Raw genomic sequence first — 25,594 nt, forward strand, 5'->3', positions numbered from 1 at the left:
AGCGTGAAGGTCGTCGTTCCCGCAGAGATCATCCCGGGCGAGCGTCGGGTGGCCACGTTGCCCGACGTCGTCCCGCTGCTCACCCGTGCCGGGCTCGAGGTCGCCGTCCAGACCGGGGCCGGCGAGCACGCGCTCGCCACGGACGCCGCGTACGCCGCGGCCGGGGCCTCTGTCGTCCAGGCCCTCGAGGGCGCCAGCGTCGACGTGCTGCTCCACGTGCGCCCGCTCCATCCGGCGCTCGTCGAGAAGCTGCGGCCGGGAGCGATCACGATCGGCCTGTGCTCGCCCGCCTCCGAGGCCGACGTCGTCCGGCTGCTGCGCGACGGGCGGATCACCTCGTTCGCGATGGAGCTCGTCCCGCGGATCTCGCGCGCCCAGTCGATGGACGCGCTGACGTCCCAGGCGCTCGTCGCCGGCTACCGCTGCGTGCTCGAGGCCGCGATGCGGCTGCCGCGCTTCTTCCCCCTGTTCATGACCGCCGCCGGCACGGTCCCGCCGGCGAAGGTGCTCGTGCTCGGCGCGGGCGTCGCCGGCCTGCAGGCCATCGCGACGGCGAAGCGGCTCGGCGGCATCGTCTCGGCGTACGACGTCCGCGCCGCGTCGGCCGACGAGGTGAGGTCGATGGGCGGCACGTTCGTCGACCTGGGCCTCGACGTCGTCGAGGGCACCGGCGGCTACGCCCGCGAGATGACGCAGGACCGCGCGAAGCGCCAGCAGGACGCGCTGGCGCCGTACCTGCACGAGGCGGACGTCGTCATCACCACCGCGGCGATCCCCGGCCGGCCCGCGCCGCGCCTGGTCACCTCGGCGATGCTCGCCGGGATGAAGCCCGGCAGCGTGGTCGTCGACCTCGCGGCCGAGACCGGCGGCAACGTCGAGGGCTCGCTGCCCGGGGTCGACGTCGTCGTCCCGGTCGGTGACGGCAGCGCGGCGACCGGCACGGTCGGGGTGACGCTCGTCGGCATGAAGGACGCCGCGAGCACGATGCCCGTCGACGCCTCGCGGCTCTACGCGCGCAACGTCGCGAACCTCCTGCTGCTCATGACCAAGGACGGCGAGGTCGTCCCCGACTTCGACGACGAGGTCGTCGCGGGCACCTGCCTCACGCACGCGGGCGTCGTCCGGCACGCGCCGACCGCCGAGGCGATCGGCGACCCGGCGCCCGGCCCCGTCAGCCCTGCCGCGCCGTCCGAGCCCGACGGCACCGCGCCGTCCGGCGATACCGGCACCCCGACCCCGGGAGGTGGTGCCGCGTGAGCGGTGTCGCGCTGCTGGCCATCTTCGTGCTCGCCGTCTTCGTCGGCTTCGAGGTCGTCTCCAAGGTCTCCTCGACCCTGCACACCCCGCTCATGTCGGGGGCCAACGCGATCCACGGGATCATCCTCGTGGGCGCCGTGATCGTCGCGGGCGAGGCCGAGAACGGCCTCGAGCTCGCCGTCGGCCTGTTCGCGACCGTGCTCGCCACGGTCAACCTCGTCGGTGGCTTCGTCGTCACCGACCGGATGCTCGAGATGTTCAAGGGCCGCCGTCCGGCGGCCGGTGACCCGAAGGGCGGGGCGAGGTGAGCGTCCTCTCCGGCAGCTGGACCGAGGTCCTCTACCTCGTCGCCGCGGTCTGCTTCATCCTCGCGCTCAAGGGCCTCTCCGGTCCGAAGACCGCCCGGCGCGGCAACCTCATCGGTGCGGGTGGCGCGGTCGTCGGGCTGCTCGTCACGTTCCTCGCGTTCGACCTCGACCACATCCCGCTCATCCTGCTGGCGATCGTCGTCGGCTCCGCGCTCGCCGTCCCCGCGGCGCGCAGGGTCCAGATGACGCAGATGCCGCAGCTCGTCGCGCTCTTCAACGGCGTCGGCGGCGGCGCCGCGGCCGTCGTGGCGATCCTCGAGCTCGCCGCGATCGGCGCCGGCGGCGACGCGACGTCCGACCGCGGCAACCTCGCGGCCGTCGCGTTCACCGTGCTCGTCGGGTCGATCTCCTTCTCCGGCTCGTGCGTCACCTTCGCCAAGCTCCAGGAGCTCATGACGACCCGCCCGGTCGTCATCCCCGGTGCGGCGCCGCTGCTCGTCGGCGGTCTCGTCTTCTCCGTCGGCATCGCGGTGTGGCTCTTCGCGGTCGGCCAGCTCTGGCTCGGCCTGCTCCTGCTCGTGCTCGGCCTCGCCGTCGGCGTCATGGTCGTGCTGCCCGTCGGCGGTGCGGACGTCCCGATCGTCATCTCGCTGCTCAACGCGTTCACCGGTCTCACGGTCGCCGCGGGCGGCTTCGTCCTGCACAACACGCTGCTGCTCGTCGCCGGCACGCTCGTCGGCGCGTCCGGCACGATCCTCACCCGCGAGATGGCGTCCGCCATGGGCCGCTCGGTCGGCGGCGTCATGTTCGGCGCGCTGCGCGGCGGCTCGACCGCAGGGTCCACCGCGATCTCGGACCGGCCGGTCAAGAGCGTCACCCCGGACGACGTCGCGATCCTGCTCGGCTACGCCCGCAAGGTCATCGTCGTGCCCGGGTACGGCCTCGCCGTCGCCCAGGCGCAGCACACGATCCGTGAGCTCGCCGAGCAGCTCGAGGCCAAGGGCATCGAGGTCGCCTACGGCATCCACCCGGTCGCGGGCCGGATGCCCGGGCACATGAACGTCCTTCTCGCCGAGGCGAACGTGCCGTACGAGGCGCTCAAGGAGATGGACGAGATCAACCCCGAGTTCAAGACGGCGGACGTCGTCCTCGTCGTCGGGGCGAACGACGTCGTCAACCCGGCCGCCAAGACGACGCCGAGCGCGCCGATCTACGGCATGCCGATCCTCGAGGTCGCCGACGCCCAGCAGGTCATCTTCCTCAAGCGGTCGATGCGCCCGGGCTTCGCCGGCATCGAGAACGAGCTGCTCTACGACCCGAAGACGAGCCTGCTCTTCGGCGACGCGAAGGACTCGTTGACGAAGGTGCTGAGCGCGGTCAAGGCGCTGTAGCGCCCGGCGCGTACGGGACGCCGGGTGTCGCTGGAGCTGGCAGGGCTGCTCGCCGGGCTCGCGCTGGTCGACAGCACGAGCTTCGGCACCCTGCTCGTGCCGGTGTGGCTGCTCCTCGCACCGGGGCGGGTGCGCGTCGGGCGGGTGCTCGTCTACCTGGCCGCCGTCGCGGGCTTCTACCTGGTCCTCGGGCTCGCGCTGCTGGCGGGTGCCGCGGTGCTCGGCGGGCCCGTGCGCCGGGCGGCGACGAGCACGCCGGGGTACGTCGCAGCCCTCCTCGTCGGGGTCGCGCTCGTGGCGCTCAGCCTGTGGATGGAGCCGTTGACGGACGCGGGCAAGCGCCGCAGGGCGGCCCGGCGCGGCGGTCGTGCGTCCGGTGCGGAACGGCTCCTGCGCTGGCGGGACCGGGTCGTCGCGGACGACGCGTCGCCGCGGGCCCTCGCCGGGCTCGCCGTCGCGGCCGGCGCGGTCGAGGCGGTCTCGATGGTGCCCTACCTCGGGGCGCTCGCGGCCCTCACCGCGAGCGGCACCGCCCCGCTCGTCCGGGTGGCGGCCCTCGCCGTCTACTGCGTCGTCATGGTGGCGCCGGCCCTCGTGCTGCTGCTCGCGCGGGTCGCGCTGCACGGCATGGTCGCCGGCCTCCTCGGCCGCGTCGACCGGTGGCTGACCCGGACGGCGGGCGAGCTCACGGCGACCGTGGTCGGCCTGCTCGGGGTGCTCCTCGCGGTCCACGGCGCGAACGGGCTCGGATGGCTGGACCTGTAGCGCCGGGTGCACAGGTGCTCCGCGCACGGCCGGAAAGGGGTCGTGCCGGCGGTGACGGCGGGGTTAGCGTGCGGGCGTGACCGGGACCGTGGTGCGCGCGTTCACCGACCGCGACCTCGAGGCGGCCGGGCGGCTGCTGGCCGCGCGGCATGTCGCGCACCGCCGTCGCGAACCGTTGCTGGACGCCAGGTTCGAGCGCCCCGACGTGGCCGCGGAGGCCGTCCTGGCGGCCTGGCAGAAGGACGCCGCGAGCGGCGCGGTCGCGGTGCGCGGCGGCGCGACGGTCGGCTACCTCGTCGGGGCACCGAAGGCCGATCCTGTCTGGGGCGACAACGTGTGGGTCGACTCCGCCGGGCACGCCGTCGCGCCGGGTGCGGCGGAGGTCGCCCGCGACCTCTACGGGTACGCGGCGCAGCGCTGGGTCGACGAGGGCCGGACGGCGCACTACGTCCTCGCGCCCGCGGGCGGGGACGGCGGGCCGGCAGCAGGCGGGTCCGACGCGCTCGTCGACGCCTGGTTCCGGCTCGCGTTCGGGCTGCAGCACGTGCACGCCGTCCGGGAGCCGCTGCCCGCCGCGCCCGCGCCGCGCCTGCCGCTCGTCGTCCGGGCCGCGGAGGTGGCCGACGTCCCCGCGCTCGGCGCGCTCGACGTCGCGCTGCCCGCGCACCAGGCGCGTTCGCCGGTGTTCGGCGGCGCCGCGGTGCCCACCGTCGAGGAGCAGACGCAGGACTGGGCGGACACCTTCGGGGACCCGCGGTTCCCGACGTGGGTCGCCCAGGTGCCGGGGCCGGACGGCGGCCCGCGGGTCGTCGGGGCGGCCGTCGGCTGTGCGCTGACCGAGTCGCGGACGCACGAAGGGCTCGCGCTCCTGCCGGACGCCGGCTTCCTCGGGTTCGCCGCCGTGCTGCCCGGGGCGCGCGGACTCGGCGCCGGTCGGGCGCTCGGCGAGCGGGTGCTCGCCTGGAGCGGCGAGGCCGGCCACGCGTGCTGCGTCACCGACTGGCGGGCGACGAACCTGCTGTCGTCCCGGGCCTGGCCGCGTCTCGGGTTCCGGGACACCTTCTGGCGCCTGCACCGGACCGTCGGTCACTGACGGACTGGGCAGAGGGCGCGGGCGGGAGGCGGGCGGGACGCGCGGAGCGTCGCGCCCGGCGTCCGCCGGGACACGGGGGGTGACGGGCTACCGTCGTCGTGTGAGCCGACGACCGGATGTTCCGTGAGCGAGACCGTCGGTGACGGGGCGGTCGTCGGGTTCGGCTGGGCGGACACGCCCCCGCCGAGGGTGACCCGGAGCGGCCCGGTGCTCGGGTCGGCCGCGGCCGGCGGTGCGGGTTCGCCGGCCGGTGGCTCCGGGCCGTGGCGCGAGCCGGTCCCGGGCGAGGTCGTCGGGCAGGACGTCGTCGCCGCGTCCGCAGGCGAGGTCGCGCACGCGCTGCCGCTCGGCTCCCCGACGTACTCCGACGTCGTCGCCGCGGCGGGCCGGCTCGACGGTGTCGCGCACCGGACGCCGGTGCTCTCCTCGCGGCTGCTCGACAGCATGGTCGGGGCCCAGGTCCGGCTCAAGTGCGAGAGCCTGCAGCGGATGGGCGCCTTCAAGTTCCGCGGCGCCTACAACGCGCTCGCCCGGCTCGACCCCGCGCACCGGGCGGCCGGCGTCGTCTCCTACTCCTCGGGCAACCACGCCCAGGCCGTCGCGCTCGCGGCGTCCCTGCTCGGCATGCCCGCGACGATCGTCATGCCGCACGACGCCCCGCAGGCCAAGCTCGACGCGACGCTCGGCTACGGCGGCCGCGTCGTCCAGTACGACCGGTACGACGGCGACCCGGCGGTGATCGCCGGCGGCATCGCGGCCGAGCGCGGCTCGGTCTTCGTGCCGCCCTTCGACCACCCCGACGTCATCGCCGGCCAGGGCACCGCGACCCGCGAGCTGCTCGCGGAGGTCAGTGCCCTCGACGCCCTCTACGTCCCGCTCGGCGGCGGCGGGCTGCTCTCCGGGGCGTGCGTCGTCGCGGCGGCGATCGCCCCCGGCTGCCGGGTCTACGGCGTCGAGCCCGAGGCCGGGGACGACGGCCGGCAGTCCCTCGCGGCGGGCACGATCGTCACGATCCCCACCCCGCGGACCATCGCGGACGGCGCCCAGACGACCCGGCTCGGCGACTTCACCTTCCCGATCATCCGGGCCGGGGTCGACGGGATCCTCACGGCGACGGACGACGAGCTCGTCGACACGATGAAGCTGCTCTACACGTACCTGAAGATCGTCGTCGAGCCGACCGGCTGCCTGGCACTGGCCGCCGTCCGGCGGCTCGCGCGCGAGGAGCCGGAGAAGGTCTACGGCCGGCGGATCGGCGTCGTGCTCTCCGGCGGCAACATCGACCTCGGGCGGTTCGTCGACCTCGTCTCGGCCTGAGCGCCGCCGCTACGGCTGGCAGCCTTCATCGGGCGGGGGCGCGTGCTCAGGCGGCCTCCTCCGGCTCGCGCTCCTTGAGCCGCAGCAACCAGGCCGTGAGTCCCAGGGCGAGCACGAGGCCGCCGAGCACCCCCACCTCGAGGATCTGGTCGGTGAAGACGCTGCCCTTGCCGGCGTCCTCGGCGGCCTTGACGGCGAGGACGACGATCTCCTTGACGGCGGCGATGATCCCGACGAGGAGGAACGGCTCGGCGACGAGCCTGCGCTCGGCGACCGTCGTGCGGACGGCGTAGAGCAGCTCGACGACGATGAAGAGGAGCAGGAGCGCGTCGAGGACCTCGATCGCGGCGTCCTGGCTGCGCTGCCCGACGAGGGTGACGACGTGCTCGCCGGCCGCGACGAGGAGGATCCCCGCGGTGACGACGAGCGCCACCGCGATCCCCACGTAGACGACGTCCTCGCAGATCACGAGCAACCGGTTGCCGAACCGCGCGTAGGCGGGCTGCTCGTCCTCGGGCATGGACGGATCATCGGCCGGGGCCGCGCGGGGCGCCCGTCGAGAAGGTCCTCAGCGCACCGACGACGGGATGCGGTGGCCGTGGAGCGACTCGAGGTGGGCGACGAACCGGTTCGAGCAGCGGTCGAGGCCGTAGCTCTCGACGGCGTGCACCCGGCCCTGCGCGGCGAGCGCCCGCCGGACGGGGGCGTTGCGCGCGAGGCTCTCCAGGAGGGTCGCGAGCGGGCGCGGGTCGCCCGGCGGCACGACGAGACCGCCGCCCGAGGCGCGCAGCACGCCGCCGATCGCGCCGACGTCGGTGCCGAGCACCGCGACCCCGCAGGCCATCGCCTCCAGGACGGTGTTCGGCAGGCCGTCCCGGTCGCCGTTCGCGTCGACGACGGACGGGACGGCGACGAGGTCGGCCCAGCCGTAGTGCGTCGGGAGCGCGTCGTGCGGGACCGCCCCCGCGAACTCGATGCGGCTGCCGCCGGGCGCCCGTCGGGCGGCGTCCTCGAGCGCGGCGCGCGTCGGACCGTCGCCGACGATGCGCAGCCGCCACGCGTGGCGCACCCGGGACAGCGCGTCGACGAGCACGCCGAAGCCCTTGCGCTCGAGGAGCCGGCCCACGGCGAGCACGTGCAGCGGCCGCCCGGTCGCGCCGTCCGGCGCCCGGCCCGCGTCGGCGAGGGCCCCGGTCGTCGCCCCGGGCCGCGGCCGGAAGCGCTCGAGGTCGACGCCGTGCGGCAGCTCGGTGACGTTCGCGGACGTGGCCCGCAGCATCTCGACCGCCCGCGGGTTGCAGGCGACGACCCCGGCGGCCCGCTCGGCCCGGCGGCCGAGCTCGAGGGGGCTCACCCGGCGGGCGTCGGCCGCGTGCACCCCGAAGCTGAAGGGCACGCGCAGCAGGTCGGCCGCGCGCTCGGCGACGGCGGCCGGTTCGTGGGCGTACCAGCCGTGGACGCCGTCCACCCGGCCGCCGGCGGCCCGCAGCGCCGTGACCCGCGCGGCGAGCGCCTCGGCCTGCTCGTGGGCGCCGCCGTCCGGGAGCAGCCGGACGTAGGGCAGCAGCTCGGCGACCGCCGGGTGGTGCATCTGGGTGTCGCCGGGCCGGGTCGGGAAGATCCCGGCGAGCCGGCCCGCCCGGTGCAGCGCCCGGAGCTCGCCGAGCACCGCGGTCTGGGTCAGCGTCGGGAAGGCTGCCGTGACGACGGCGATCTTGGGGCCGCGGCCGGGGGCCGGGTCCCGCAGGTCGAGGACGCGGGGACGGTCGGTCATGCGGCACGCTCCTGGCGGGGTCGGGGGCGGCTCAGACCGTGACGGCGGTGCATCGGCGGGTCACCTCCGCGACGGTGTCGAGCAGCCGGACGGTCTGCTCCTGCCAGTGCGGGGCGAGCCGTCGCAGCGGCTCGTCGCAGCGGCGCAGGACGGCCGTCGCGAGGTGCCAGTCGAGGTGCCGGGGGCCGATCCCGTAGCCGTCGAGGAGCTGGTCGAGTGCCTCCTCGGCGAGGTCGGCGTCCCCGGGGCGGCCGTCGACGAGCGCTGCGGGAAAGGTCGCGACATCGAGCGCCCGCGGTGCGGCGGCGACGTCGTCGCCGCTGTCGAGCACGACCTCCGCAGCCGCTGCCGTCGACGCACGGACGAGCCGGCCGTGCTCGAAGCGGCCGTGCGAGAGCACCATGTCGTCGTCCGGCGGCAGGCAGCGGCGCAGGTCGTCGACGAGGGCACCGGCCCGCCGGCCCTCCGCCGGCAGGGCGGCGGCGACGACCCGGACGGCGGCCTCGGCCGCCGCGATCGCCGCGCCGCCGGTCGTCGAGCGCGGGGCCTGCGCCTCGCTGCGGTGCAGCCGGGCGAGCACCTGCCCGGCGGGGAGGGCGAGGTCGACGGCGGCGTCCGGGCCCGGTCGCCGGCCGGCGACCGCGTGATGGGCGGTCGCGAGCAGGTGCGCCAGCGGCCGGTCCGGGGCCGCCGCGGCCGGGCCGAGCGCCGTCCGCAGCACCTCACGCCCCTCCTGGGCCCGCTCGTACGTGAGTCGGTTCGGGTACCCGGTGACGACCCGGTCGCCGACCGCGAGGCCGATCCTGCGGCCCGGCCGGTAGTGCAGGCGGGCCGCGGCGCGGGCCCAGCTCGCCGTGAGCACGGGCAGGTGCGGGTCGTCGGGGAGCCAGCGGACGCCGTCCGGGACCTCGGGGTCGGTCGAGGCGACGACGACCGCCTCGCGGTGCACGCCGCTGCCCGGCTCCGCGCCCTGGACGACGCCCTCGACGTGCGCGGCGAAGCGGTGCCCGGGCGACCAGACGAGGTGCCGCACCCGGGCGCCGGTGACCTCGGCGCCGCCGGCGTGCCGGCCGAGCATGTGGGCCAGGGCGGCCGGCTCCAGGCGCTGGAGCCCGGGCAGGGCACGGTCGAGCGGCAGCGGGCCCTGCGGGCCGCGGTCCCCGACGTCCATCCTGCGATCCTTCCCACAAGTCAAGGACCGCGGTATTGCCTCATGGTGCTAGTCCTCGGACGTCCCCCGAGCGGACGACGCCGGACGTGCACGACCGTCGCGCCGGTCCGCACGGGCGTGACGCAGCCGGCTCCACCCGGGCGGCGGGCGCGCCGGACAGGTCGGCCACTTACAGTGAAATGGTGACAACCGTCGACGACCCGGCCGCTCCGCCCGGGCAGCACGCCCAGCACGGCGACCCGGTCCACGCGCCCGCGGACCTCGCCGAGGTGACCCGGGTGGCCCGGGCCCTCGTCGGCAACGTCGAGCGCGTCGTCCGCGGGCGCCGCGAGGCCGTCGAGCTCGTCACGGTCGCGCTGCTCGCGGGTGGCCACGTCGTCGTCGAGGACGTCCCCGGCACGGGCAAGACGACGCTCGCCCGGGCCGTCGCCCGCTCGGTCGGCGGGTCGTTCCACCGGGTGCAGGCGACGGCCGACCTGCTGCCGGCCGACATCACCGGCTCGTCGGTCTGGGACCCGGCCTCGCAGCGGTTCACGTTCGTGGCCGGCCCGGTCTTCGCGCACGTCGTGCTCGTCGACGAGCTCAACCGGACGCCGCCGCGCACCCAGTCGGCGTTCCTCGAGGTGATGGACGAGGGCGCGGTGACCGTCGACGGCGTCCGGCACCCCGTCCCGGACCCGTTCTTCGTCGTCGCGACCCAGAACCCGCTCGAGCAGCACGGCACGTACCCGCTGCCGGAGGGCCAGCTCGACCGCTTCGCGGTCCGGCTGCGCCTGGGCGGCCTCGACGCGGACAGCGAGCTGCTCGTCGTCCGGGAGCAGCTCGCCGGGCCGACCGTCGACCGGCTCGGACCGGTCGTCGACGCCGACCGGCTGCGCGCCGTCCGGGCCGCCGTCCGCACGCTGCACGTCGCCGACCCCGTGCTCGCGCACGCCCTCGCCCTCGTCCGCCGCACCCGGGAGGACCCGCGGGTCCGGCTCGGCGCGAGCAGCCGCGCAGCGATCACCCTGGTGCGCTGCGCGCAGGCCCGGGCCGCGCTCGCGGCGCGTGACTACGTCACCCCGGACGACGTCCGCGCCCTCGCCGTCCCCGTGCTCGCGCACCGGCTGTCCCTCCCGGCGTCCTCGCCCGGCGGCACGGCCGCCGAGGCGCTCGTCGCGGAGATCGCCGGCACGGTGCCGGTCCCGGTGCAGGTCTGACCCGGATGGAGGACGGCGCGCGCACCGGCCCCGCGCAGGGCCGGCCGTTCGTCGAGCCGGTGTCGCTGCGCCCGCTGGCGCTCGCCCCGATCGTCGCCGTCCTCGCGCTGGGCTACCTCGGCTACCGGTCGGACAACGCCTGGCTCCTGCTCCTCGCGTGCGCGGCCGGCGGCCCGTTCGTCGTCTCCTGGATCGGCCGCCCGCGGCTCGAGGCGGTCACGGTGACGTCCGGCCTCGCGTTCCGCGCGGTCGTCGGCGAGCCCGCGGAGTGGGTGCTCAGGCTGCACAACACCGGACGCCGCACGACGCCGCCGCTGCTCGTCACCGACCGGGTCGCCGGGTACGACGACGCCGTCGTGCTCGTCGGGGCGGTGCCGCCCGGTGGGACGGCGCACGTCACGCAGCGCCGCGTCGCCCGGCACCGGGCCTTCTCCGAGGGCCACGACGTGACGCTCTCGACGACGGCGCCGTTCGGGATGGTCGAGCGCCGCCGGGTCCTCGCGAACCGGCGCGTGAGCGTCGTCCACCCGCTGCCGTCGCCGCCCGCGGGCATCGCTGTCCGCGGCGGCGAGGGGGACGACCCTGCGGGGGAGCCCGCCCGGACCGGCCCGGACCTGCACTCGGTCCGCGAGTGGCGGCCCGGCGACGAGGCCCGGCACGTGCACTGGCGCAGCACGGCGCGGCACGGCCGGCTCGTCGTCGTCGAGCCGGAGCGGACGGTCTCCCGCCGGATGGCCCTCGTCGTCGCGGGCGAGCCGACCGCGCCGGAGTGGGAAGCGCTGCTCTCCCGGGTGGCCGGCACCGTCGTCGAGGCCGCCCGTGCCGACCGGGAGGTCTGCCTGCTCGCCCGGGACGAGCGGCTCGCGCGGCTGTGCCCGGTGACCTCGGACGAGCCGGCGGACGACACGAGCGGCCTCGGCGGCATCACCGGCCGGGACGCCGCGGACCTGCTCGACCTGCTCGCCGCGGTCGGTGCCGTCACCGCCCCGCGCGGCGACGACCTGCGGATCGCCGCCGACTGGGCCGGTGCCGGCGGCGACGTCCTCGTCGCGACGACGCGCCCGCTCGAGCCGGGGTGGTGGGAGCAGATCAGCGCGCGGGCCGCGGCGAAGGGCGTGCGGCTCTCGGTGCTCACGACGGCCGCGCAGGTGACGGTGTGAGCGACCCGTCCCAGCAGCCCGCCCAGCAGCCCGCCCAGCAGCCGGCCCTGCAGCCGCCCACGCAGTCGGCGCTGCTCTGGCGCCCGCTCGCGGCGCGGCCGGGGCCGGGCAGCGAGGGGCCGGACGACCCGGTGCTGCGGGCCGCCGTCCTCACGGTGCACGCCGCGGCGATGGCCGGGCTCGTCGCCGCCGGGGTGCTCGCCCCCGTGCTCGCGGTGCTCGGGATCGCCACGGCGGTCGGGCTGTCCATGCTCGCGCGCGCCTGCCTGACCCGGCCCTGGCTCGGGACGCTGCGGATCGGGCTCTGGGCGGCGGTCGCCGTCGGGACGCTCGTCGTGCCGTTCGCCGCCGCCGGGCTGCGCGGGCTCGGGCCGGCGGGGGTGCTCGGCATCTTCGTCGCGGGCTTCCTCGCGGCGACGTCCGCCGACCAGGACGGCACCCGGCGCGCGATGCTCATGAACCTCGTGCTCGGCGTCGCGGTGCTCGCGCTCGGCGTCGGCCTGGGGCCGTTCCTCGCCCCGCGCGGTGCGAGCGGGCTCGTCGTCCCCGTCGTCGTCGGGTGGACCGCCACGCTCGTCGCGCTGGCCCGGGCGGCCCGGCGGCACCCGACGGCGTCTGCCGGACCGGCGGCACGGTCCCCGAGGTCGGCCCCGGCGCCCGGGCCCGTCGTCCGGGTCACCGGCCCGCGGCCGCCCTCGCGCTGGCGGGGCACCGCGGGCGTCGTCGCCGCGACGATGGCCGTCTCGCTCCTCGCGTTCGCCGTCGTGAGCCGGCTGCCCGAGTCGTCGTCCGCGCAGGACCCCGGATCCGGCGGCCCGTCCGGCGGGCCCTTCGGCGGCGGCCTGCCCGGCGGCGGCCAGGGGGACGCCGCCCCGCGCAGCGTCAGCGGGACCTACTCGGGCGGCGCGCTCGACCTGCGCGCCCGCGGCGACCTGCCGGACACCCCGGTCATGCTCGTCGCCGCGGACTCCCCGACGCTGTGGCGCTCCGCGGTGCTCGACACCTACACCGGGCAGACCTGGGCGCAGACGGCCGCCGCCGAGGGCGGCGTGCCGGTGACGGGTGACGTCGACGTCCGGACGACGCTCGACCCGGTGCCCGACGGGGCGCCGGTGCGCACGGACAGCGTCCGCTGGCTCGCCCCCGGGCCGTTCACGGTGCCCCGCCCCGGCACCGCGCTCGAGGTGTCGCTCGGTGCGCGGGACACCGCGTTCCTCGCGGCCGACGGCACGCTCGTGCACCCGCACGGCGGCGGCGGCGACCGCTCGGACGACGAGGTCGGGTACGCCGTCCGCTGGGCGGCCCGGCCCTCGGTCGAGCCCGGGGACGGCAACGGCTCGCCGGTCGACGCGGCCGCCCTCGTCGCCGCGGCCCCCGCGACCGGAGCGGACGGCGCCGGCCCGGTGCCGGGCGACGGCGACCTCGTGGACGCCGGCCGCTGGCTGCAGACCTCGGGGACCGTGACGGGCCGGACCTCCGCCCTCGCGATGCGGCTCTCGCTCGGCGCCGACTCCCGGTACGACGCCGTGCGGGCCGTCGAGGACCACCTGCGCGCGACGACCCGCTACACGCTCGACGCCCCGGTGCCGGACACGGACGAGGACGCCGTCGACGACTTCCTCTTCCGGTCCCAGCAGGGGTTCTGCGAGCAGTACGCGACGGCCGAGGTCGTCCTCCTGCGCGAGATGGGGATCCCGGCGCGGCTCGCGGTGGGCTTCTCCGGCGGCGGCCTGCCGTCGTCCGACGCGGGCGTCGACCCGACGGTGGCCGACGGCTCGACGCGGCTCGTCCGGGAGTCCGACGCGCACGCCTGGGTCGAGGTCTGGTTCCCGGGCGTCGGCTGGGTGACGTCCGACCCGACCGCCGGCTCGACCCTCGCCGACCCGCCCGCGCTCGACCGGCTCGGCGCGTGGGTGAAGGAGCACGCCGTCCTGCTCGTGGTGCTCGCGGTCGTGCTCGCCCTCGCCGGTGCGCTCGTGGCGTGGCTCGTCGTCCGGCGGCGGCGCAGGGCGGACGACGGCACGCGCGCGGCGCCCGGCCCGCGCCCCGTCGGGGGTGCGGCCGACCTGCTCGCCGCCTTCGACCGGCTCCAGGCCGCGCTGACCCGGACCGGCGGCGGTCGGCGCCCGGAGGAGACCCTCGCCGAGCTCGGGGCGAGGCTGGCGCGCGGTGACGAGCGGCTGCGTGCGGCTGCCGCCGAGGCCGCGGAGGGCGTCGTCCCCCGGACCGCCGGCGACGAGCGGCCCGTCGGGACCGGACTCGCGGACGACGGGCCGCCGGGCAGCGACCCGGTCGAGGCGCTCGCCGTCCTCGAGCGCCTCCTCTACGCCGCGACCGCCCCGCCCGCCGCCGAACTGCGCGCCGCGGCGTCCGCCCTCGACGCGGTGACCGCCCGCGTGCTCGCGGCCGAGCGCCTGCCGGAGCCCGCGCCGTCCGGCTGACGTGGCTCACTTCTGAGGGCAGAGCAGATCAGGCACCCGCTGTGGACCCGAATCGCACCCTCGAACGGTCCGGGACGGTACACATCGGGTGCCTGAGCGACGGTTGCGCCGACACGCGACGTTGCTGACCCGGGGGTCAGCGAGATCGGCGCGGCGTGGTTGAGTGCTGGCGTGTCCCGGTACTTCCACATCCTGCGGCGGCGGGCGGCCCTGCTGCCGTTCGCGGCGGCCGTCGTCGCGCGGCTGCCCATCGCCATGGGACCGCTCGGGGTCGTGCTGCTCGTGCAGTCGGTGCGGGACTCGTACGCCGTCGCCGGCATCGTCACAGCAGCCTGGGCGCTCGCCTCGTCGGTCGCGACGCCGCTGCTCGGCCGCGGGCTCGACCGGTTCGGGCAGCCGCTCGTCATCGGGACGACGGCGGTCGCGTCGGGCACGCTGCTCGCCGCGTTCGCGCTGGCGGCGGTCAACGGCGCGTCCGACGCCGTGCTCCTCGTGCTCTCCGCCGGCGTCGGGCTGACGTTCCCGCCGGTCGGCCCGGCGATGCGCGCGGCCTGCCGGGTCGTGCTCACGGACGACGCCGACCGGCGGGCCGCCTACGCGCTCGACGCGGTCGCCGTCGAGACGATCTTCGTCGGCGGTCCGCTGCTGCTCTCGCTGCTGCTCGTCGTCGCGCCGCCCGTCGTCCCGCTGCTCGTCACCGCGGTGCTCCTCGCCGGCGGCGGCGCGGCGTACGCGTTCACCGCCGCCGCCCGCGCCGTCCGGCCCGAGGAGCACCACCGGGGGCCGGGTCATCGCAGCGCCTCGCCGCTGCGCTCGCGGGGCGTGCTCGCCGTCGTCCTCGTGACGACCGGCCTCGCCGTCGGGTTCGGCCAGGCCGACGTCTCGATCGCCGCGACCGCCCGCGAGGTGCTCGGCAGCCAGGCGAAGGTCGGCCTGCTCTTCACGTTCATCGCGGGCGGCAGCGCGATCGGCGGCCTCTGGTACGGCGCGCGCCTCTGGCGGCGCCCTGAGCGCACCCGGTACCCGTTCACCCTCGCGGGGTTCGCGACCGGGCTCGGGCTCATGGCCCTGCTCATCCTCAGGCTCGATGCGCCACCGCTCGTCGCGATCCTGCCGGTCATGTTCCTCACCGGCGTCTGCATCGCGCCCGGCCTCATCATCGCCCAGAACCTCGTCGACCACCTCGCCCCGCGCGACCGGCTCAGCGAGGCCCAGGCCTGGCTCAACACGGCGTTCACGACCGGCGGCGCGGCCGGGACGGCGATCGGTGGGCTGCTCGTCGACCTCGGCGGCCCGGGCGTCTCGTTCCTCGGGGCGTGCGCGGCCGTCGGGTGCGCGGCGCTCGCGGCGGCCGCCGTCCAGCCCCGCTGGCGGACGGCGTCCGACCACCTTCCGCCCGGGGCGACCCTGGCCGCGCCGGTCACGACCCGGGCCGACGAGGAGTCCCGGTGACCGACGGTCCCTTCGCCCCCGCCGAGCAGCGCTGGCTCGCCGGCCTCGGGAAGGTGCGGGACGTCGTCCGGCAGACCCTCGTCGCCGAGCAGGTCGAGGCCGCGCTCGCCCTGCTGCCGCCCGGGCGCAAGCGCGTGCTCGACGTCGGCTGCGGGCAGGGCACCCAGGCGGTGCGGGTCGCCCGGCTCGGGCACGACGTCGTCGGGCTCGACCCGTCGCCGGACCTGCTCGACCGGTTCCGCGTCGACCTGGACGCCGAGCCGCCCGCGGTCCGTGACCGTGTCCGGCTCGTCGTCGGGCCGGGGGAGCAGGCGCCCGACCTCGTCGGCCCGCTCGCGGCCGGCGGCTTCGACCTCGTCCTGTGCCACGGCGTCCTCATGTACCTCGACGACGACGCGCCGATGCTCGCCGCACTCGCGGCCGTGGTGCGCCCCGGCGGCCTGCTCAGCCTGCTCGTGCGCAACGGCGTCGGCCTCGCGATGCGCCCGGGCCTGCTCGGCGACTGGGCTCACGTCCACGAGGCGCTCGCCGGCTCCGGCTACACGAACCGGCTCGGGCTCGACGTCCGCGCCCACACCCCCGCCGGGCTCGACGAAGCCCTGGCCCCGCACGGCCTGACCCGCCGCCGCTGGTGGGGAGTCAGGACGTTCACCGACCACCTCGACGGCCCGCCGCCCGAGGGCGCGGCGCTCGACGACCTGCTCGGCGCCGAACGGGCCGTTGCGGGCGCGGACCCGTACCGGCAGGTCGCGGCGCTCGCACACCTGGTGTTCGGGAAGCGCTGACGCGGACCCTTCATCGCACCGCGAGCAGCACCCGCAAACTTGTCCGGGCGTGGTTGATGCGCGACTTCACGGTGCCCAGCGGGACGTCGAGCCGCTCGGCGATCTCGGCGTAGTCCAGGCCCATGAGGTCGCGCAGGACGACCGCTTCGACGACGTGCGGCTGGTCGACGCGGAGCTTCTCGAGCGCCTCGACGAGGTCGAGCCGGGTGCCGGCGAGCACGCTGACCCGCTCCGGGTCGGCGACCTCGGGGGCCTGGTCGAGGCCGGCCTCGTCGGCCGTCTTCCGCATCCGCCGGTAGGTCGCGAAGGCGCTGTTCGCGACGACCGGGTACAGCCACGTCGTGAACTTGCTCCGGCCGCCGAAACCGTGGATGCCCTTCGCGACCGCGATGAGGGCCTCCTGGGCGGCGTCCTCGGCGTCCGAGCTGAACGGCAGGATCCGGGTGCAGCGGCGCAGGACGTCCGGCCGGATCGCCGTGAGCAGTGCGTCGAGGGCGTCGGCGTCGCCGGTGGCGGCCCGGGCGGCGAGGGCGTCGAGGTCGGTGCTGGGTGAGGTCACGTTCACATGATCTCAAACCGGGACGACGTGACGTCACCATCCATGATCGGGCAGGATGCGCCCGTGGCCCCACCCACGACCGTCGGTCGCTTCCGCGTGCAGCGGTCGCTGGGGTCGGGCGGCTTCGCGACGGTCTGGCTCGCCGAGGACCCGCAGCTCGACTCGCTCGTCGCGGTGAAGATCCTCGCCGACAACTGGGCCGCCAACGCCGACGTGCACCGCCGCTTCGTCGACGAGGCGAGGCTGCTGCGCCGGGTCGACAGCGACCACCTCGTGCGCGTCTACGACATCGGCGAGCTCGACGAAGGCCGCCCGTACTTCGTCATGTCGTACGCGGACGGCGGGACCCTCGCCGACCTCGTCAAGGACCGCCCGCCGCCGTGGCAGCCGGACGACGTCCTCGCGGTCGTCGACGGGATCTCGGCCGCGCTGACCGTGCTCCACCGCAGCGGGATCGTCCACCGCGACGTCAAGCCGGCCAACGTGCTCTTCCGGACGGCGGTCCACGCCGACCGGGCGACCGGCCCGCTCGCCGGCAAGCGGGTCATGCTCGGGGACCTCGGCATCGCCAAGGACCTGCAGTGGGCCTCCGGGCTCACCCTGCCCGCCGGGTCCCCCGCGTTCATGGCTCCCGAGCAGCGCGACATGGCAGGCCGGATCACCCCGGCGACCGACGTCCACGCGTTCGCGATGACGGTCGGCCGGCTGCTCGGGATCGCCGCCCCGTGGCCGGAGACCGCGCTCGGGGACGTGCTGCGCCGGGCCACCGCCGAGCGTGCCGAGGACCGGACGGCGACCGCCGCCGAGCTCGCGGCCGAGCTGCGCGGCGGGCTCGCGCCCTGGCGGCGCGGTGCCGGGCCGATGCCGACGAGCGAGGTCGCCGCGGCGCTCACGGTGCCGATCCCGATCGGGACCGGGCTGCGGGTGCCCGACCCGCCGGCACCCGTCTCGCCGGCACCTGCCTCGGAGGTGTCCGTCCTGCAGGTGCCCGCCGCACCGGTGCCGTCCCTGGCGCCCGCGGAGCCCCTCGACCTGTCACCGCCGGTGACCCCGCCCCCGGGCCCCGCGCCGTCGTCCGCGCCGGCGCGCGGGCCGCGCCGGGACCGGCGGCGGCTGCTCACCGGGGCCGCCGTCCTCGCGGTCCTGGTCCTCGGGGCGGTGCTCACGAGCCGGTACCTCCTCACGACCCACCGGCTCGCCCCGACCGACGGCGGCGCCTCGGTGGCGATCCCGCGGTCGTGGGACACCGAGAAGGTCGCCGGGGTGAGCTTTCCCGGCGCGGACGACCCCGACTCCGGGGCCCGTGCCGGCGCCGGGGCGCGAGCGGTCACCGTCGCCTACTCCGACACGTACACCGACCCCGCCCAGGTGCTGCGGAGCATCGAGGTCTCCGGCTGCGCGACGACGACGGCCAGCAAGGGCACCGTCGGCAAGTGGCCCGCGACGCTGTGGCGCCGCACGGGCTGCGCCGACGCCGCCGTCGTCCAGGACGTCGTCCTCGCCAACCAGGGCACCGACGAGTTCACGGTGTGGGTGCAGGTGCGGTCGGTGGACGGCGACCCCGACCTCGAAGAGGTCCTCGGTTCGCTGCGCGTCGACTGACTCGGAAAGAAGTCCCGGAACCCGTGAACTTCTCCGCGGGCGGCCCGCTCTCACTGAGCACGAACGGCCACCGCCCCCTTGGAGACCACGATGAACCAGTACTCCGGCGCCCAGTACCCGGGCCCGCACCAGCCGCCCGTGTTCGTTGCCCAGCCCACGACGTACGGCGTCGGGCCCGCGACGCACCCGTCGCGCAGCACCGCCACCGCCGCCCTGTGGTGCTCGATCCTCGGGTTCTTCTGCTTCCCGATCGTCGGGAGCATCCTCGGCGTCGTGCTCGGCCGGATCGCCCGCCGGAACGGCTACCCGGGCGCCCGCGCCACCGCCGGCTACGTCCTCGGCTGGATCGGCCTCGTCCTCGGTGTCGTCGGCCTCGCGTACCAGGGCCTCGCCGCGGTCTTCGGCTGAACCCGCCTGCCTGCCTGTCACCTGCGCCACCTGTCACCTGCCCCCGCCCCTGCCTCCCGAAGGACCACGTCATGACCTCGCGCCCGCTGCCCCGCTCCCGCGCCACCCGTGCCACCGCGCTGGCGGCCACCGCCGGTCTCGCCCTCGCACTCACCGCGTGCGGGGCGAGCGAGACGTTCACCCCGGCGGGCGGCACCTCGTCCGCGCCTGCTGCCGGTGTCACCGTGGGCGTCGACGAGACCGGCGGCGTGACGATCGACGGCGGGACGACCGACGGCGGGACGACGGCGACCGACGGCGCCGGAGGGGACGCCGTCACGCTGCCCGAGTTCCCGACCCCGCGGGTGCCCGACCTCACGTCGATGACGGGCAAGGCCGCCACGGTGCAGAAGGCGATCGTCAAGGACGTCGACCTCCCGCCGGGGGTCGAGGTGACCGGGGCCCGCTGCGCGGCCGACGGCTCGATCGTCAACCGCTCGGGCGTCACCGTGGGCGGCGGGGACGACGGCAGCCAGGTCGTCAGCCGCGCCGGGGTCAGCCAGGTCGGCGCGGACGGCAGCGGCCAGGTGTCGTCCGGTGACGCCGTCTACCAGGTCGACGCCGACGGCTCCGGGCAGGTCACCACCACGGCCGGGGTGCTGCAGGTCGACACCGACGGCAGCGGCCAGTTCACCTTCGGCGGCACCGTGTACCAGGTCGACGCCGACGGGTCGGGCCAGTACTCGAACGAGACCGAGGTCTACCAGGTGGACACCGACGGCTCCGGCACCTGGACGACCGACGACTACGGCGTCATCTCCAACGAGGGCGACGGCAGCGGCCAGTGGACCGGCCCCGAGGGCGTCGTCATCGTCAACGGCGACGGCACCGGCACGCTCAACGGCCTGCCGATCAGCGTCGCCCCGATGCCGAAGTTCGCGCTGCTCGGCAAGCTGCCCAAGCTCAACAAGCTCAAGCCGCTCGGCAAGCCCTGCGGCACGCTCATCCGGATCTCGGCCGGCGTGCTCTTCGACTTCGACAAGGACGCGGTGCGGCCCGAGGCGAAGGAGGTGCTCACCGCTGTCGCCAAGGCCCTCGGCAAGCAGACGGTCGACATCCAGGTCAACGGCCACACCGACGCCAAGGGCAGCGACACCTACAACCAGGACCTCTCCGAGCGGCGCGCGAACGCCGTCGTGACGTTCCTCGAGGACGCCGGCCTGAAGGCGCCGCTCGAGGCGCAGGGCTTCGGCGAGACCCAGCCGGTCGCGCCGAACACCCTGAAGGGCAAGGACAACCCGGTCGGCCGCCAGCTGAACCGGCGCGTCGAGATCGTCATCCCGAACTCCTGACCGGCCGACCGGCCGGCAGCAGAAGGTCTCCCGCGGGGGCGGAGAGAGGAACGGCCCGGGTCGCCACGTGCGGCCCGGGCCGTTCTCGCGCAACGGGTCTGCGGTCAGCGCGTCGTCGCGAACCGGCTGACGTCGGCGACCGTCGCGGCGTACATGTCCGGCATCGCGACGCGGAACATGAGGTCGCCGCCGTGGCACACCCCGAGCACGGTGCGGCCGGTGGCGTCGACGCCCGCGGCGAGCAGCCTGCGGTAGTAGGCGAGCCCCTCGTCCCGCAACGGGTCGACCTCGTTGACGGAGATCACGTGCGGCGGCAGACCGGCGAGGTCCTCGACGGACGCCCAGTACGGCCAGCACAGCGGGTCGCGGCTGTGCGAGCGGTCGGGGTCGTAGACCGACACCATGACGTCGGTGATCGCGCAGCCGATGAAGTAGCCGTCGTTCTCCACGAGGGACGGCAGCTCACGGCGGCGGTCCTCCTCGCTCCAGCCGTACGCCCCCGAGATGTACGGGACCATCGCGTAGACGCCGTCGATCATCGCGAGATGGCCGTCCCGCTTGGCCTTGAGCGTCGTCGCGAGCGAGAGGTTCGCGCCGCCGGACTCCCCGGCGACGGTGATCGTCGTGATGCCCAGCTCCTCCTTGTGGGCGTGCACCCACTTCAGGGCTGCGGTGCAGTCCTCGAGGCCGGCCGGGAACGGGTGCGGGCCGAGCACCCCGGCACCGTTGCGGTACTCGACCCCGACGACGCACACCCCGGTCGCCGCGACCTCGTCGCGGAAGCGCGCGTACGCCGCGCCCGCGGCCGCGAGGATCACCATGCCGCCGCCGTGGACGTGCAGCACACCGGGGATCGGGCCGTCGGCGTCCGCCGGCCGGACGACGTACAGCGTGATCTCGTTGCCGTCCGGCCCGTCGATGGTGCGCGTCGTCCGGGTCAGCCCCTCCAGCTCGGGCAGACCGGCCATGAGCCCGGCGAAGACGGCCTCGAAGCCCGCCTCGGCGGCCCCGCAGAACTCGAGCAGGGCCTCGCGGGGCGCGCTCCCGTCCAGCGGCGGCGGGGCACCGGCGCCGTCGAGGCCGAACGGCGCGAGGGCCGCGACCATCCGCGGGTCGCAACGCGGGTCGTCCCGCAGCTGCATGGTCGGGTCGCCGAGCCGGCCGGGCAGTCCGGCGGTCGGCGAAGGAGCGGACGATGCAGCCGCGGCGGTCGCCGGCTCGGACGTGGTCGTCATGACGTCTCCTCAGGCCGGCGGCACCGTTGCCGTCGCGGTTGCCGAGAGAGTACGCACGAGATCGCCTGCGGCGACAGGGGTCCAGCGGGTCAGTCGCCCGTCGCGCCGTCGATGCACTCGCGGAGCAGGTCCGCGTGACCGTTGTGCCGCGCGTACTCCTCGATCATGTGGACGTAGACCCAGCGCAGGTCGACCATGCCGTGGTGCCGGTGCCGGCCGACGTCGTCCAGGCCGTGCCGGGCGGCGACCTCGCGCGCGACGGCGACCTCGGCCTCGAACGCCGCGACGTCCTGCGCGGCCCGCTCCGGGACGCCGTCGTTGAGGTCCGCGTCGGGGTCGTCGTCGGTGCGGTGCAGCGCCGGGACGTCCTCGCCGTCGACGACCCGGCGGAACCAGCCGCGCTCGACGTCGGTCATGTGCCGCACGAGCCCGAGCAGCGACAGCGTGGACGGCGGCACCGCCCGCCGGGCGAGCTGCTCGCCGTCCAGCCCGGAGCACTTCGTGAGGAGCGTGGCCCGGTGGTAGTCGAGCCACGTCTCGTAGGAGTGCCGCTCGTCGGGGTCGATGCCGGGTGGGTCGGTCCGGGCCGGTGCCGTGACCGGGAAGCCGCTCATGCCGGCCCCCTCAGGCCTGCGACAGGACGAACTCGTCCCCGCGCAGGATCGGCACGACGGTGCCGTCGGCCTGGATGCCGTCCACCTCGACCTGCGGGCTGCCGACGACGACGTCGACGTGGGTCGCGGACTGGTTGAGCCCCTCCTTGACCCGGCTGTCGGCGTCCATCGGACCGGAGCCGTCGAACGTCGTGGTGTAGCCGTTGCCCCAGGCCACGTGGCAGCCGACGTTCTCGTCGAAGAGCATGTCGCCGTAGGTGAGCCCCGTGCGGCGCACGGCCGAGTCGCCGTCGACGATCGCGACCTCGCCGAGGTGCCGGGCCCGCGGCACGGTCGAGAGCTGGGTCTGGACGGCGGCCTCGCCGCGCTGCGCCTTCACGCCCTTGATCTCGCCGTCCGACAGCTCGAGCTCGAGGCCCTCGACCTGGGTGTTGAGCTCCATGAGGACGAACGCGGCCGTCGTCCGCAGCCGGCCCTCGGCCCGGCGCCAGTCCGGCGCGGTGAAGACCTCCTCGGTCGGCATGTTCGGCACGAACGAGGTGCCCGCCGCGTTCGTCACGGCGCCGCCCTGCCACACCGACCGGGCCGAGAGGCCCACGTCGAGGTCGGTGCCGGGGCCGCGGAACCGGATCCGGTCGAAGCCGCGGGAGTTGAGCATGTCGCGACGCAGCGCGAGCTTGTCGAGGTGGTCCTGCCAGGCCTGCACCGGGTCGTCGGCGTCCAGGCGCATGGCGACGGCGAGCGCGCGCCACAGCCGCTCGACGTCCGGCTCGCCGAGCACCGTGCGGGCCCAGCCCTCGTTCGGGGCGCCGACGACCGTCCACGCGACCTGGTTCGTCGCGACGACCTGCATGACCTCCGCGAACAGCGCGCGCGGCACGGCCTTCATGAGCCGGTCGGTGCTGAGCCCCTCCATGAGCAGCGGGTTCGGGTTGCCGGTGAGGCTGATGACCGCCGCGTCGTCCGTGGCCCAGGCCCGGATCTCGGCGATCTCGTGGTCGAGGACGGTCCCGAGCGAGTCCTCCGGGGCGAGCTCGACGGCGGCCCGCTGCGCGTGCTGGTCGCGGTAGTCGACGGTGACGTGCGAGGCGCCGGCCTTGTACGCCTCCCGGACGACGGCCTGCGCGACCGGGGCCTGCTCGAGGTAGGCGCGGACGACGACCCGCTGCCCCGGCCGCAGGTTGACCCCGACCCGGACGGCGAGCGCGGCGTACGCGGCGACGAGCGTGTCGAGCGGTTCGGTGACGACGGCCATGACGGTCCCCTCCCGGGCCCGGCCGCCGTGGCCGTCCGCCCGGGGAGCGACGCTAGCCCAGAGCCCGCCGGGCCGCCTCGTCCGTGGGCACCACGGCGGTGATCTCGAAGTCCACGAGGTCGCTCCAGGCGCGGGTCCAGGCGTCGAGCGACTCCCGGTCCGGGGCCTCCATGACCTGCCAGCACCGGTCGAGGGACTCGTCGACCCAGCTGTCGACGAACGTCACGCCGTCCGGGACCGCCCGGCCACCGGTGCGCAGCCGCGCGTACACCGGGGCCGCGCCGTGCAGGTAGTGCTCGACGACCATGAAGCGCATCTGCCTACGGTCCCGCACGGGGCGGGAAGGCTGTTAGCCGAACCGCCGCGCGACCGCCGCCGCCTGCGCGCCGAAGCTGCTGCCGAAGAGCACGGCGTGCACGAGGAGCGGGTGCAGCTGGTGCAGCGGCACGCGCTCCTGCCACCCCGCCGCGAGCGGTGCGACCCCGTCGTACCCGGCGAGCACGGCGTCCAGGTGCGGCAGGCCGAAGAGCGCGAGCATCGCGAGGTCCGTCTCCCGGTGGCCGCCGTGCGCCGCCGGGTCGACGAGGACCACGCCGGACGGCGTCCACAGGACGTTTCCGCTCCACAGGTCGCCGTGCAGCCGGGCCGGGGGCTCCGGCGGGCCGCAGAGGACCGGGTCGCCGGCCGCGAGCCGGCTGCAGACCCGGTCGATCGCCCGGGCGCCGTCCGGGGTGAGCGCGCCGGCGTCCCGGGCCGCACGGACGTAGGGCGCCAGCCGGTGCGTCGCGTAGAACGGGCCCCAGCCGGTGCCGCCCTCCGGGTCGTGGACGTGCGGCAGCTCGAGCGGCCCGATCCAGCCGTCCCCGGTCAGGCCGGCGGGCGGCGCACCGAACCGGTCGGCCCCCGCGGCGTGCGTCGCCGCGAGCCGGCGCCCGAAGGTGTGGGCCGCTGCGACGGCCGGGCGGCCCTGCCCGAGCAGCGGCAGCACGAGCCGGTCGCGGTGCACCTCGAGCGGCCGCACGACCGGGACCCCGCCGTGCTCCCGGGCGGCCTCGTCGAGCCAGGCGAGCCCGGAGGCCTCGGCCGCGAAGAAGCCGCGCGGGGCGGCGGCCCGGCGCTTGGTGAAGACCGGTGCGTCCGGCACGCTGCCTCCCCGGGGCGTGGCCGTCGTTCGGTGCTGTCGTTCGGTGCCGTCGTGCGGTGCCGTCGTTCGGGTCAGTCGTCGTGGTCCGCGGGGATCCCGGCGACCGCCGGGGCCGTCCCGTCGGTGAGGTCGACCCGGTCCGCGGGGAGCCGGGTCGTGCCGCGGGCCGTGGCGCCGGCGAAGAGGTCCTCGGTGACCCGGCCGAGCAGACCGCTGCACGCCGCCTCGATCTGGTCGAGCACGGTCTCGAAGGCCGGGAGGCCGTCGTAGTACGGGTCGGCGACGTCGAGGTCGTGGCCGCCGTCCGGCCCGACCGCCGGGTCGAAGACGCGCAGCAGGTGGATCCGCTCGCGGGCGGCCTCGTCGGGTGCCCACGAGCGCAGCGTCCGCTGGTGGCCGCGGTCGAGCCCGATGACGAGGTCGCGCTCGCGGAACCAGTGCGGGTCGAACTGCTTGGCCCGGTGGGTGGCGCCGTCGTACCCGCGGGCCCCGAGGGTCTGGACGGCGCGGCGGTCGGCGCGCTCGCCGATGTGCCAGTCGCCGGTGCCCGCGGAGTCGACGAGGACGACGTCGGCGAGGCCCGCCTCCTCGACGAGACGGGCCATGACGACCTCGGCCATGGGCGACCGGCAGATGTTGCCGGAGCACACGAAGCAGATCCGATACGGAGAGTCGTCTCTCATATACACATCGTGACGCATCAGAGACCGATCTGACCGATCATCCGGCCTCGACCCGTCCACCGTTTCGCGGTTCGTCCCGTCGTCCACAGCCACTCCTCGACCCGCCCCGTCCGTCGCGCAGCCCGTCTAGCGTCCCGCACCGTCGGCATCTGCGCAGGTGCCCGGGGAGGAGAGCGTCATGGACGGGGGTCACGTACGTGTTCTCGCCCGGGTCGTCGGCGAGGCCGCGGACGGCGTCCGGACGGCGGCGGAGCGGCTCGGCGCGGCCCGTGGGGTCGCGTGGACCTCGGTGGCGGCCGACGAGTTCCGCGCCCGGCTCGTGACCGAGCGTGCCCGGGTTCTGGAGGCCGCCGAGCACCTCGACGCGGCGACCGTGGCCCTGCTCCGGCATGCCGCCGCACTCGACGGGGCGGCCCGGTGAGCGCGTCGGTCGGTGCTGGGGGCGATGCCGCCGGCGGTCTCGCCGTCCGCGGCGGGGCGGGCGGCGTCGGCGCGCGCACCGAGGACATGGTGGCGACGGCCCGTCTCCTCCTCGCCTGCGCCGCCGACCTCGCGGCCGCCGCGTTGACGGCCGGCCGGGTGCTCGGCGACGCGGGCCTGCTCGCCTCCGCGGTCGGGTCGCCGGTGACGTTCGCGCACGCCGAGCAGGT

General features: G+C 76.1%; 25 protein-coding genes and 1 pseudogene. 16 read left to right on the forward strand and 10 right to left on the reverse strand.

Annotated features, from left to right (window positions below; genetic code table 11):
- Positions 1-3 precede the first annotated feature (3 nt).
- From EDJALFJO_RS08425 to EDJALFJO_RS08450, 6 genes are all read left to right on the forward strand, one after another.
- Positions 4-1,257 carry an NAD(P) transhydrogenase subunit alpha gene (locus tag EDJALFJO_RS08425; protein ID WP_088284120.1) on the forward strand — a complete coding sequence of 418 codons (1,254 nt, stop codon included), beginning with the start codon at positions 4-6 and terminating at the stop codon, positions 1,255-1,257.
- Positions 1,254-1,565, forward strand: coding sequence for an NAD(P) transhydrogenase subunit alpha (locus tag EDJALFJO_RS08430; protein ID WP_088284122.1), 312 nt, complete (start codon positions 1,254-1,256; stop codon positions 1,563-1,565). The genes EDJALFJO_RS08425 and EDJALFJO_RS08430 overlap by 4 nt, the downstream gene beginning before the upstream one ends.
- A complete protein-coding gene (locus tag EDJALFJO_RS08435; RefSeq protein ID WP_088284124.1) occupies positions 1,562-2,956 on the forward strand; it encodes an NAD(P)(+) transhydrogenase (Re/Si-specific) subunit beta in 1,395 nt (464 codons plus the stop codon). Before EDJALFJO_RS08430 ends, EDJALFJO_RS08435 begins: the two co-directional genes overlap by 4 nt.
- 24 nt (positions 2,957-2,980) lie before the next feature.
- A complete protein-coding gene (locus EDJALFJO_RS08440) occupies positions 2,981-3,721 on the forward strand; it encodes a GAP family protein (protein ID WP_088284127.1) in 741 nt (246 codons plus the stop codon).
- Between the two features lie 76 nt (positions 3,722-3,797).
- Positions 3,798-4,814, forward strand: coding sequence for a GNAT family N-acetyltransferase (locus EDJALFJO_RS08445; RefSeq protein ID WP_198950124.1), 1,017 nt, complete (start codon positions 3,798-3,800; stop codon positions 4,812-4,814).
- Between the two features lie 339 nt (positions 4,815-5,153).
- Positions 5,154-6,131, forward strand: coding sequence for a threo-3-hydroxy-L-aspartate ammonia-lyase (locus EDJALFJO_RS08450; RefSeq protein WP_088284165.1), 978 nt, complete (start codon positions 5,154-5,156; stop codon positions 6,129-6,131).
- Between the two features lie 46 nt (positions 6,132-6,177).
- On the opposite strand, the gene EDJALFJO_RS08455 is transcribed toward EDJALFJO_RS08450, so the two are convergent.
- The 3 genes from EDJALFJO_RS08455 to EDJALFJO_RS08465 are packed head-to-tail and all read right to left on the reverse strand — an operon-like array spanning position 6,178 to position 9,076.
- The gene (locus EDJALFJO_RS08455; RefSeq protein WP_143448385.1) at positions 6,178-6,651 is read right to left on the reverse strand and encodes a phosphate-starvation-inducible PsiE family protein; all 474 of its coding nucleotides are present in this window, start codon (positions 6,649-6,651) and stop codon (positions 6,178-6,180) included.
- A 48-nt stretch (positions 6,652-6,699) separates the two neighbouring features.
- Complete coding sequence (locus EDJALFJO_RS08460) at positions 6,700-7,905, reverse strand: glycosyltransferase family 4 protein (RefSeq protein ID WP_088284129.1); 1,206 nt, start codon at positions 7,903-7,905, stop codon at positions 6,700-6,702.
- Between the two features lie 31 nt (positions 7,906-7,936).
- A complete protein-coding gene (locus tag EDJALFJO_RS08465) occupies positions 7,937-9,076 on the reverse strand; it encodes a hypothetical protein (protein ID WP_088284131.1) in 1,140 nt (379 codons plus the stop codon).
- 179 nt (positions 9,077-9,255) lie between these two features.
- Here EDJALFJO_RS08465 and EDJALFJO_RS08470 point away from each other — a divergent pair, with 179 nt between their 5' ends.
- The 5 genes from EDJALFJO_RS08470 (at position 9,256) to EDJALFJO_RS08490 (ending at position 16,113) form a co-directional block, all read left to right on the forward strand.
- Positions 9,256-10,275, forward strand: a complete 1,020-nt coding sequence (locus EDJALFJO_RS08470) for a MoxR family ATPase (protein WP_088284133.1) — start codon at positions 9,256-9,258, stop codon at positions 10,273-10,275.
- Positions 10,276-10,280: 5 nt separating this feature from the next.
- Positions 10,281-11,435 (forward strand): DUF58 domain-containing protein, encoded by a 1,155-nt coding sequence (locus tag EDJALFJO_RS08475; protein WP_088284135.1) that lies wholly within the window; start codon positions 10,281-10,283, stop codon positions 11,433-11,435.
- The gene (locus tag EDJALFJO_RS34150) at positions 11,432-13,876 is read left to right on the forward strand and encodes a transglutaminase domain-containing protein (protein ID WP_088284137.1); all 2,445 of its coding nucleotides are present in this window, start codon (positions 11,432-11,434) and stop codon (positions 13,874-13,876) included. The genes EDJALFJO_RS08475 and EDJALFJO_RS34150 overlap by 4 nt, the downstream gene beginning before the upstream one ends.
- Positions 13,877-14,047: 171 nt before the next feature.
- A complete protein-coding gene (locus EDJALFJO_RS08485; protein WP_088284139.1) occupies positions 14,048-15,328 on the forward strand; it encodes an MFS transporter in 1,281 nt (426 codons plus the stop codon).
- The gene (locus EDJALFJO_RS08490) at positions 15,325-16,113 is read left to right on the forward strand and encodes a bifunctional 2-polyprenyl-6-hydroxyphenol methylase/3-demethylubiquinol 3-O-methyltransferase UbiG (protein WP_088284141.1); all 789 of its coding nucleotides are present in this window, start codon (positions 15,325-15,327) and stop codon (positions 16,111-16,113) included. Before EDJALFJO_RS08485 ends, EDJALFJO_RS08490 begins: the two co-directional genes overlap by 4 nt.
- 10 nt (positions 16,114-16,123) lie before the next feature.
- On the opposite strand, the gene EDJALFJO_RS08495 is transcribed toward EDJALFJO_RS08490, so the two are convergent.
- Positions 16,124-16,672, reverse strand: a complete 549-nt coding sequence (locus EDJALFJO_RS08495; protein ID WP_198950126.1) for an RNA polymerase sigma factor — start codon at positions 16,670-16,672, stop codon at positions 16,124-16,126.
- Between the two features lie 63 nt (positions 16,673-16,735).
- On the opposite strand from EDJALFJO_RS08495, the gene EDJALFJO_RS08500 reads away from it, so the two are divergent.
- The 3 genes from EDJALFJO_RS08500 to EDJALFJO_RS08510 all read left to right on the forward strand — a co-directional run bounded on the left by EDJALFJO_RS08500 (position 16,736) and on the right by EDJALFJO_RS08510 (position 20,013).
- Positions 16,736-18,274, forward strand: coding sequence for a serine/threonine-protein kinase (locus tag EDJALFJO_RS08500; RefSeq protein WP_158220342.1), 1,539 nt, complete (start codon positions 16,736-16,738; stop codon positions 18,272-18,274).
- Between the two features lie 90 nt (positions 18,275-18,364).
- A complete protein-coding gene (locus tag EDJALFJO_RS34880) occupies positions 18,365-18,682 on the forward strand; it encodes a DUF4190 domain-containing protein (RefSeq protein ID WP_198950127.1) in 318 nt (105 codons plus the stop codon).
- A 71-nt stretch (positions 18,683-18,753) separates the two neighbouring features.
- The gene (locus tag EDJALFJO_RS08510) at positions 18,754-20,013 is read left to right on the forward strand and encodes an OmpA family protein (protein ID WP_088284147.1); all 1,260 of its coding nucleotides are present in this window, start codon (positions 18,754-18,756) and stop codon (positions 20,011-20,013) included.
- A 104-nt stretch (positions 20,014-20,117) separates the two neighbouring features.
- Here the strand turns inward: EDJALFJO_RS08510 and EDJALFJO_RS08515 are convergent, their stop codons facing one another.
- The 6 genes from EDJALFJO_RS08515 to EDJALFJO_RS08540 form a co-directional block, all read right to left on the reverse strand.
- Positions 20,118-21,248, reverse strand: a complete 1,131-nt coding sequence (locus EDJALFJO_RS08515) for an alpha/beta hydrolase fold domain-containing protein (protein WP_198950128.1) — start codon at positions 21,246-21,248, stop codon at positions 20,118-20,120.
- Positions 21,249-21,337: 89 nt separating this feature from the next.
- Complete coding sequence (locus tag EDJALFJO_RS08520) at positions 21,338-21,862, reverse strand: DinB family protein (RefSeq protein WP_088284149.1); 525 nt, start codon at positions 21,860-21,862, stop codon at positions 21,338-21,340.
- Between the two features lie 10 nt (positions 21,863-21,872).
- Complete coding sequence (locus EDJALFJO_RS08525) at positions 21,873-23,117, reverse strand: aminopeptidase (RefSeq protein WP_088284150.1); 1,245 nt, start codon at positions 23,115-23,117, stop codon at positions 21,873-21,875.
- Between the two features lie 52 nt (positions 23,118-23,169).
- Positions 23,170-23,433 (reverse strand): DUF3303 domain-containing protein, encoded by a 264-nt coding sequence (locus tag EDJALFJO_RS08530; RefSeq protein ID WP_088284151.1) that lies wholly within the window; start codon positions 23,431-23,433, stop codon positions 23,170-23,172.
- Positions 23,434-23,466: 33 nt separating this feature from the next.
- The gene (locus EDJALFJO_RS08535) at positions 23,467-24,261 is read right to left on the reverse strand and encodes a fructosamine kinase family protein (RefSeq protein ID WP_233149755.1); all 795 of its coding nucleotides are present in this window, start codon (positions 24,259-24,261) and stop codon (positions 23,467-23,469) included.
- A gap of 71 nt (positions 24,262-24,332) precedes the next feature.
- The gene (locus EDJALFJO_RS08540) at positions 24,333-24,944 is read right to left on the reverse strand and encodes a low molecular weight protein-tyrosine-phosphatase (protein WP_088284153.1); all 612 of its coding nucleotides are present in this window, start codon (positions 24,942-24,944) and stop codon (positions 24,333-24,335) included.
- Positions 24,945-25,122: 178 nt separating this feature from the next.
- Between EDJALFJO_RS08540 and EDJALFJO_RS08545 the strand changes: the two genes are divergently transcribed.
- Both EDJALFJO_RS08545 and EDJALFJO_RS08550 read left to right on the forward strand, forming a co-directional pair.
- The gene (locus EDJALFJO_RS08545) at positions 25,123-25,365 is read left to right on the forward strand and encodes a hypothetical protein (RefSeq protein WP_088284155.1); all 243 of its coding nucleotides are present in this window, start codon (positions 25,123-25,125) and stop codon (positions 25,363-25,365) included.
- Positions 25,362-25,594: pseudogene (locus EDJALFJO_RS08550) on the forward strand (hypothetical protein); the annotation flags it as partial. The gene EDJALFJO_RS08545 and the pseudogene EDJALFJO_RS08550, both read left to right, overlap by 4 nt.

The sequence above is a fragment of the Kineosporia sp. A_224 genome (assembly GCF_002198655.1).
Lineage (GTDB): Bacteria > Actinomycetota > Actinomycetes > Actinomycetales > Kineosporiaceae > R-H-3.

Coding starts and splice junctions, on each gene's coding strand:
- EDJALFJO_RS08455 (WP_143448385.1), bottom strand. CDS start 6,651: ATGCCCGAGGACGAGCAGCCCGCCTACGCGCGGTTCGGCAACCGGTTG.
- EDJALFJO_RS08460 (WP_088284129.1), bottom strand. CDS start 7,905: ATGACCGACCGTCCCCGCGTCCTCGACCTGCGGGACCCGGCCCCCGGC.
- EDJALFJO_RS08465 (WP_088284131.1), bottom strand. CDS start 9,076: ATGGACGTCGGGGACCGCGGCCCGCAGGGCCCGCTGCCGCTCGACCGT.
- EDJALFJO_RS08470 (WP_088284133.1), top strand. CDS start 9,256: ATGGTGACAACCGTCGACGACCCGGCCGCTCCGCCCGGGCAGCACGCC.
- EDJALFJO_RS08475 (WP_088284135.1), top strand. CDS start 10,281: ATGGAGGACGGCGCGCGCACCGGCCCCGCGCAGGGCCGGCCGTTCGTC.
- EDJALFJO_RS34880 (WP_198950127.1), top strand. CDS start 18,365: ATGAACCAGTACTCCGGCGCCCAGTACCCGGGCCCGCACCAGCCGCCC.
- EDJALFJO_RS08510 (WP_088284147.1), top strand. CDS start 18,754: ATGACCTCGCGCCCGCTGCCCCGCTCCCGCGCCACCCGTGCCACCGCG.
- EDJALFJO_RS08515 (WP_198950128.1), bottom strand. CDS start 21,248: ATGACGACCACGTCCGAGCCGGCGACCGCCGCGGCTGCATCGTCCGCT.
- EDJALFJO_RS08520 (WP_088284149.1), bottom strand. CDS start 21,862: ATGAGCGGCTTCCCGGTCACGGCACCGGCCCGGACCGACCCACCCGGC.
- EDJALFJO_RS08525 (WP_088284150.1), bottom strand. CDS start 23,117: ATGGCCGTCGTCACCGAACCGCTCGACACGCTCGTCGCCGCGTACGCC.
- EDJALFJO_RS08530 (WP_088284151.1), bottom strand. CDS start 23,433: ATGCGCTTCATGGTCGTCGAGCACTACCTGCACGGCGCGGCCCCGGTG.
- EDJALFJO_RS08540 (WP_088284153.1), bottom strand. CDS start 24,944: ATGAGAGACGACTCTCCGTATCGGATCTGCTTCGTGTGCTCCGGCAAC.
- EDJALFJO_RS08545 (WP_088284155.1), top strand. CDS start 25,123: ATGGACGGGGGTCACGTACGTGTTCTCGCCCGGGTCGTCGGCGAGGCC.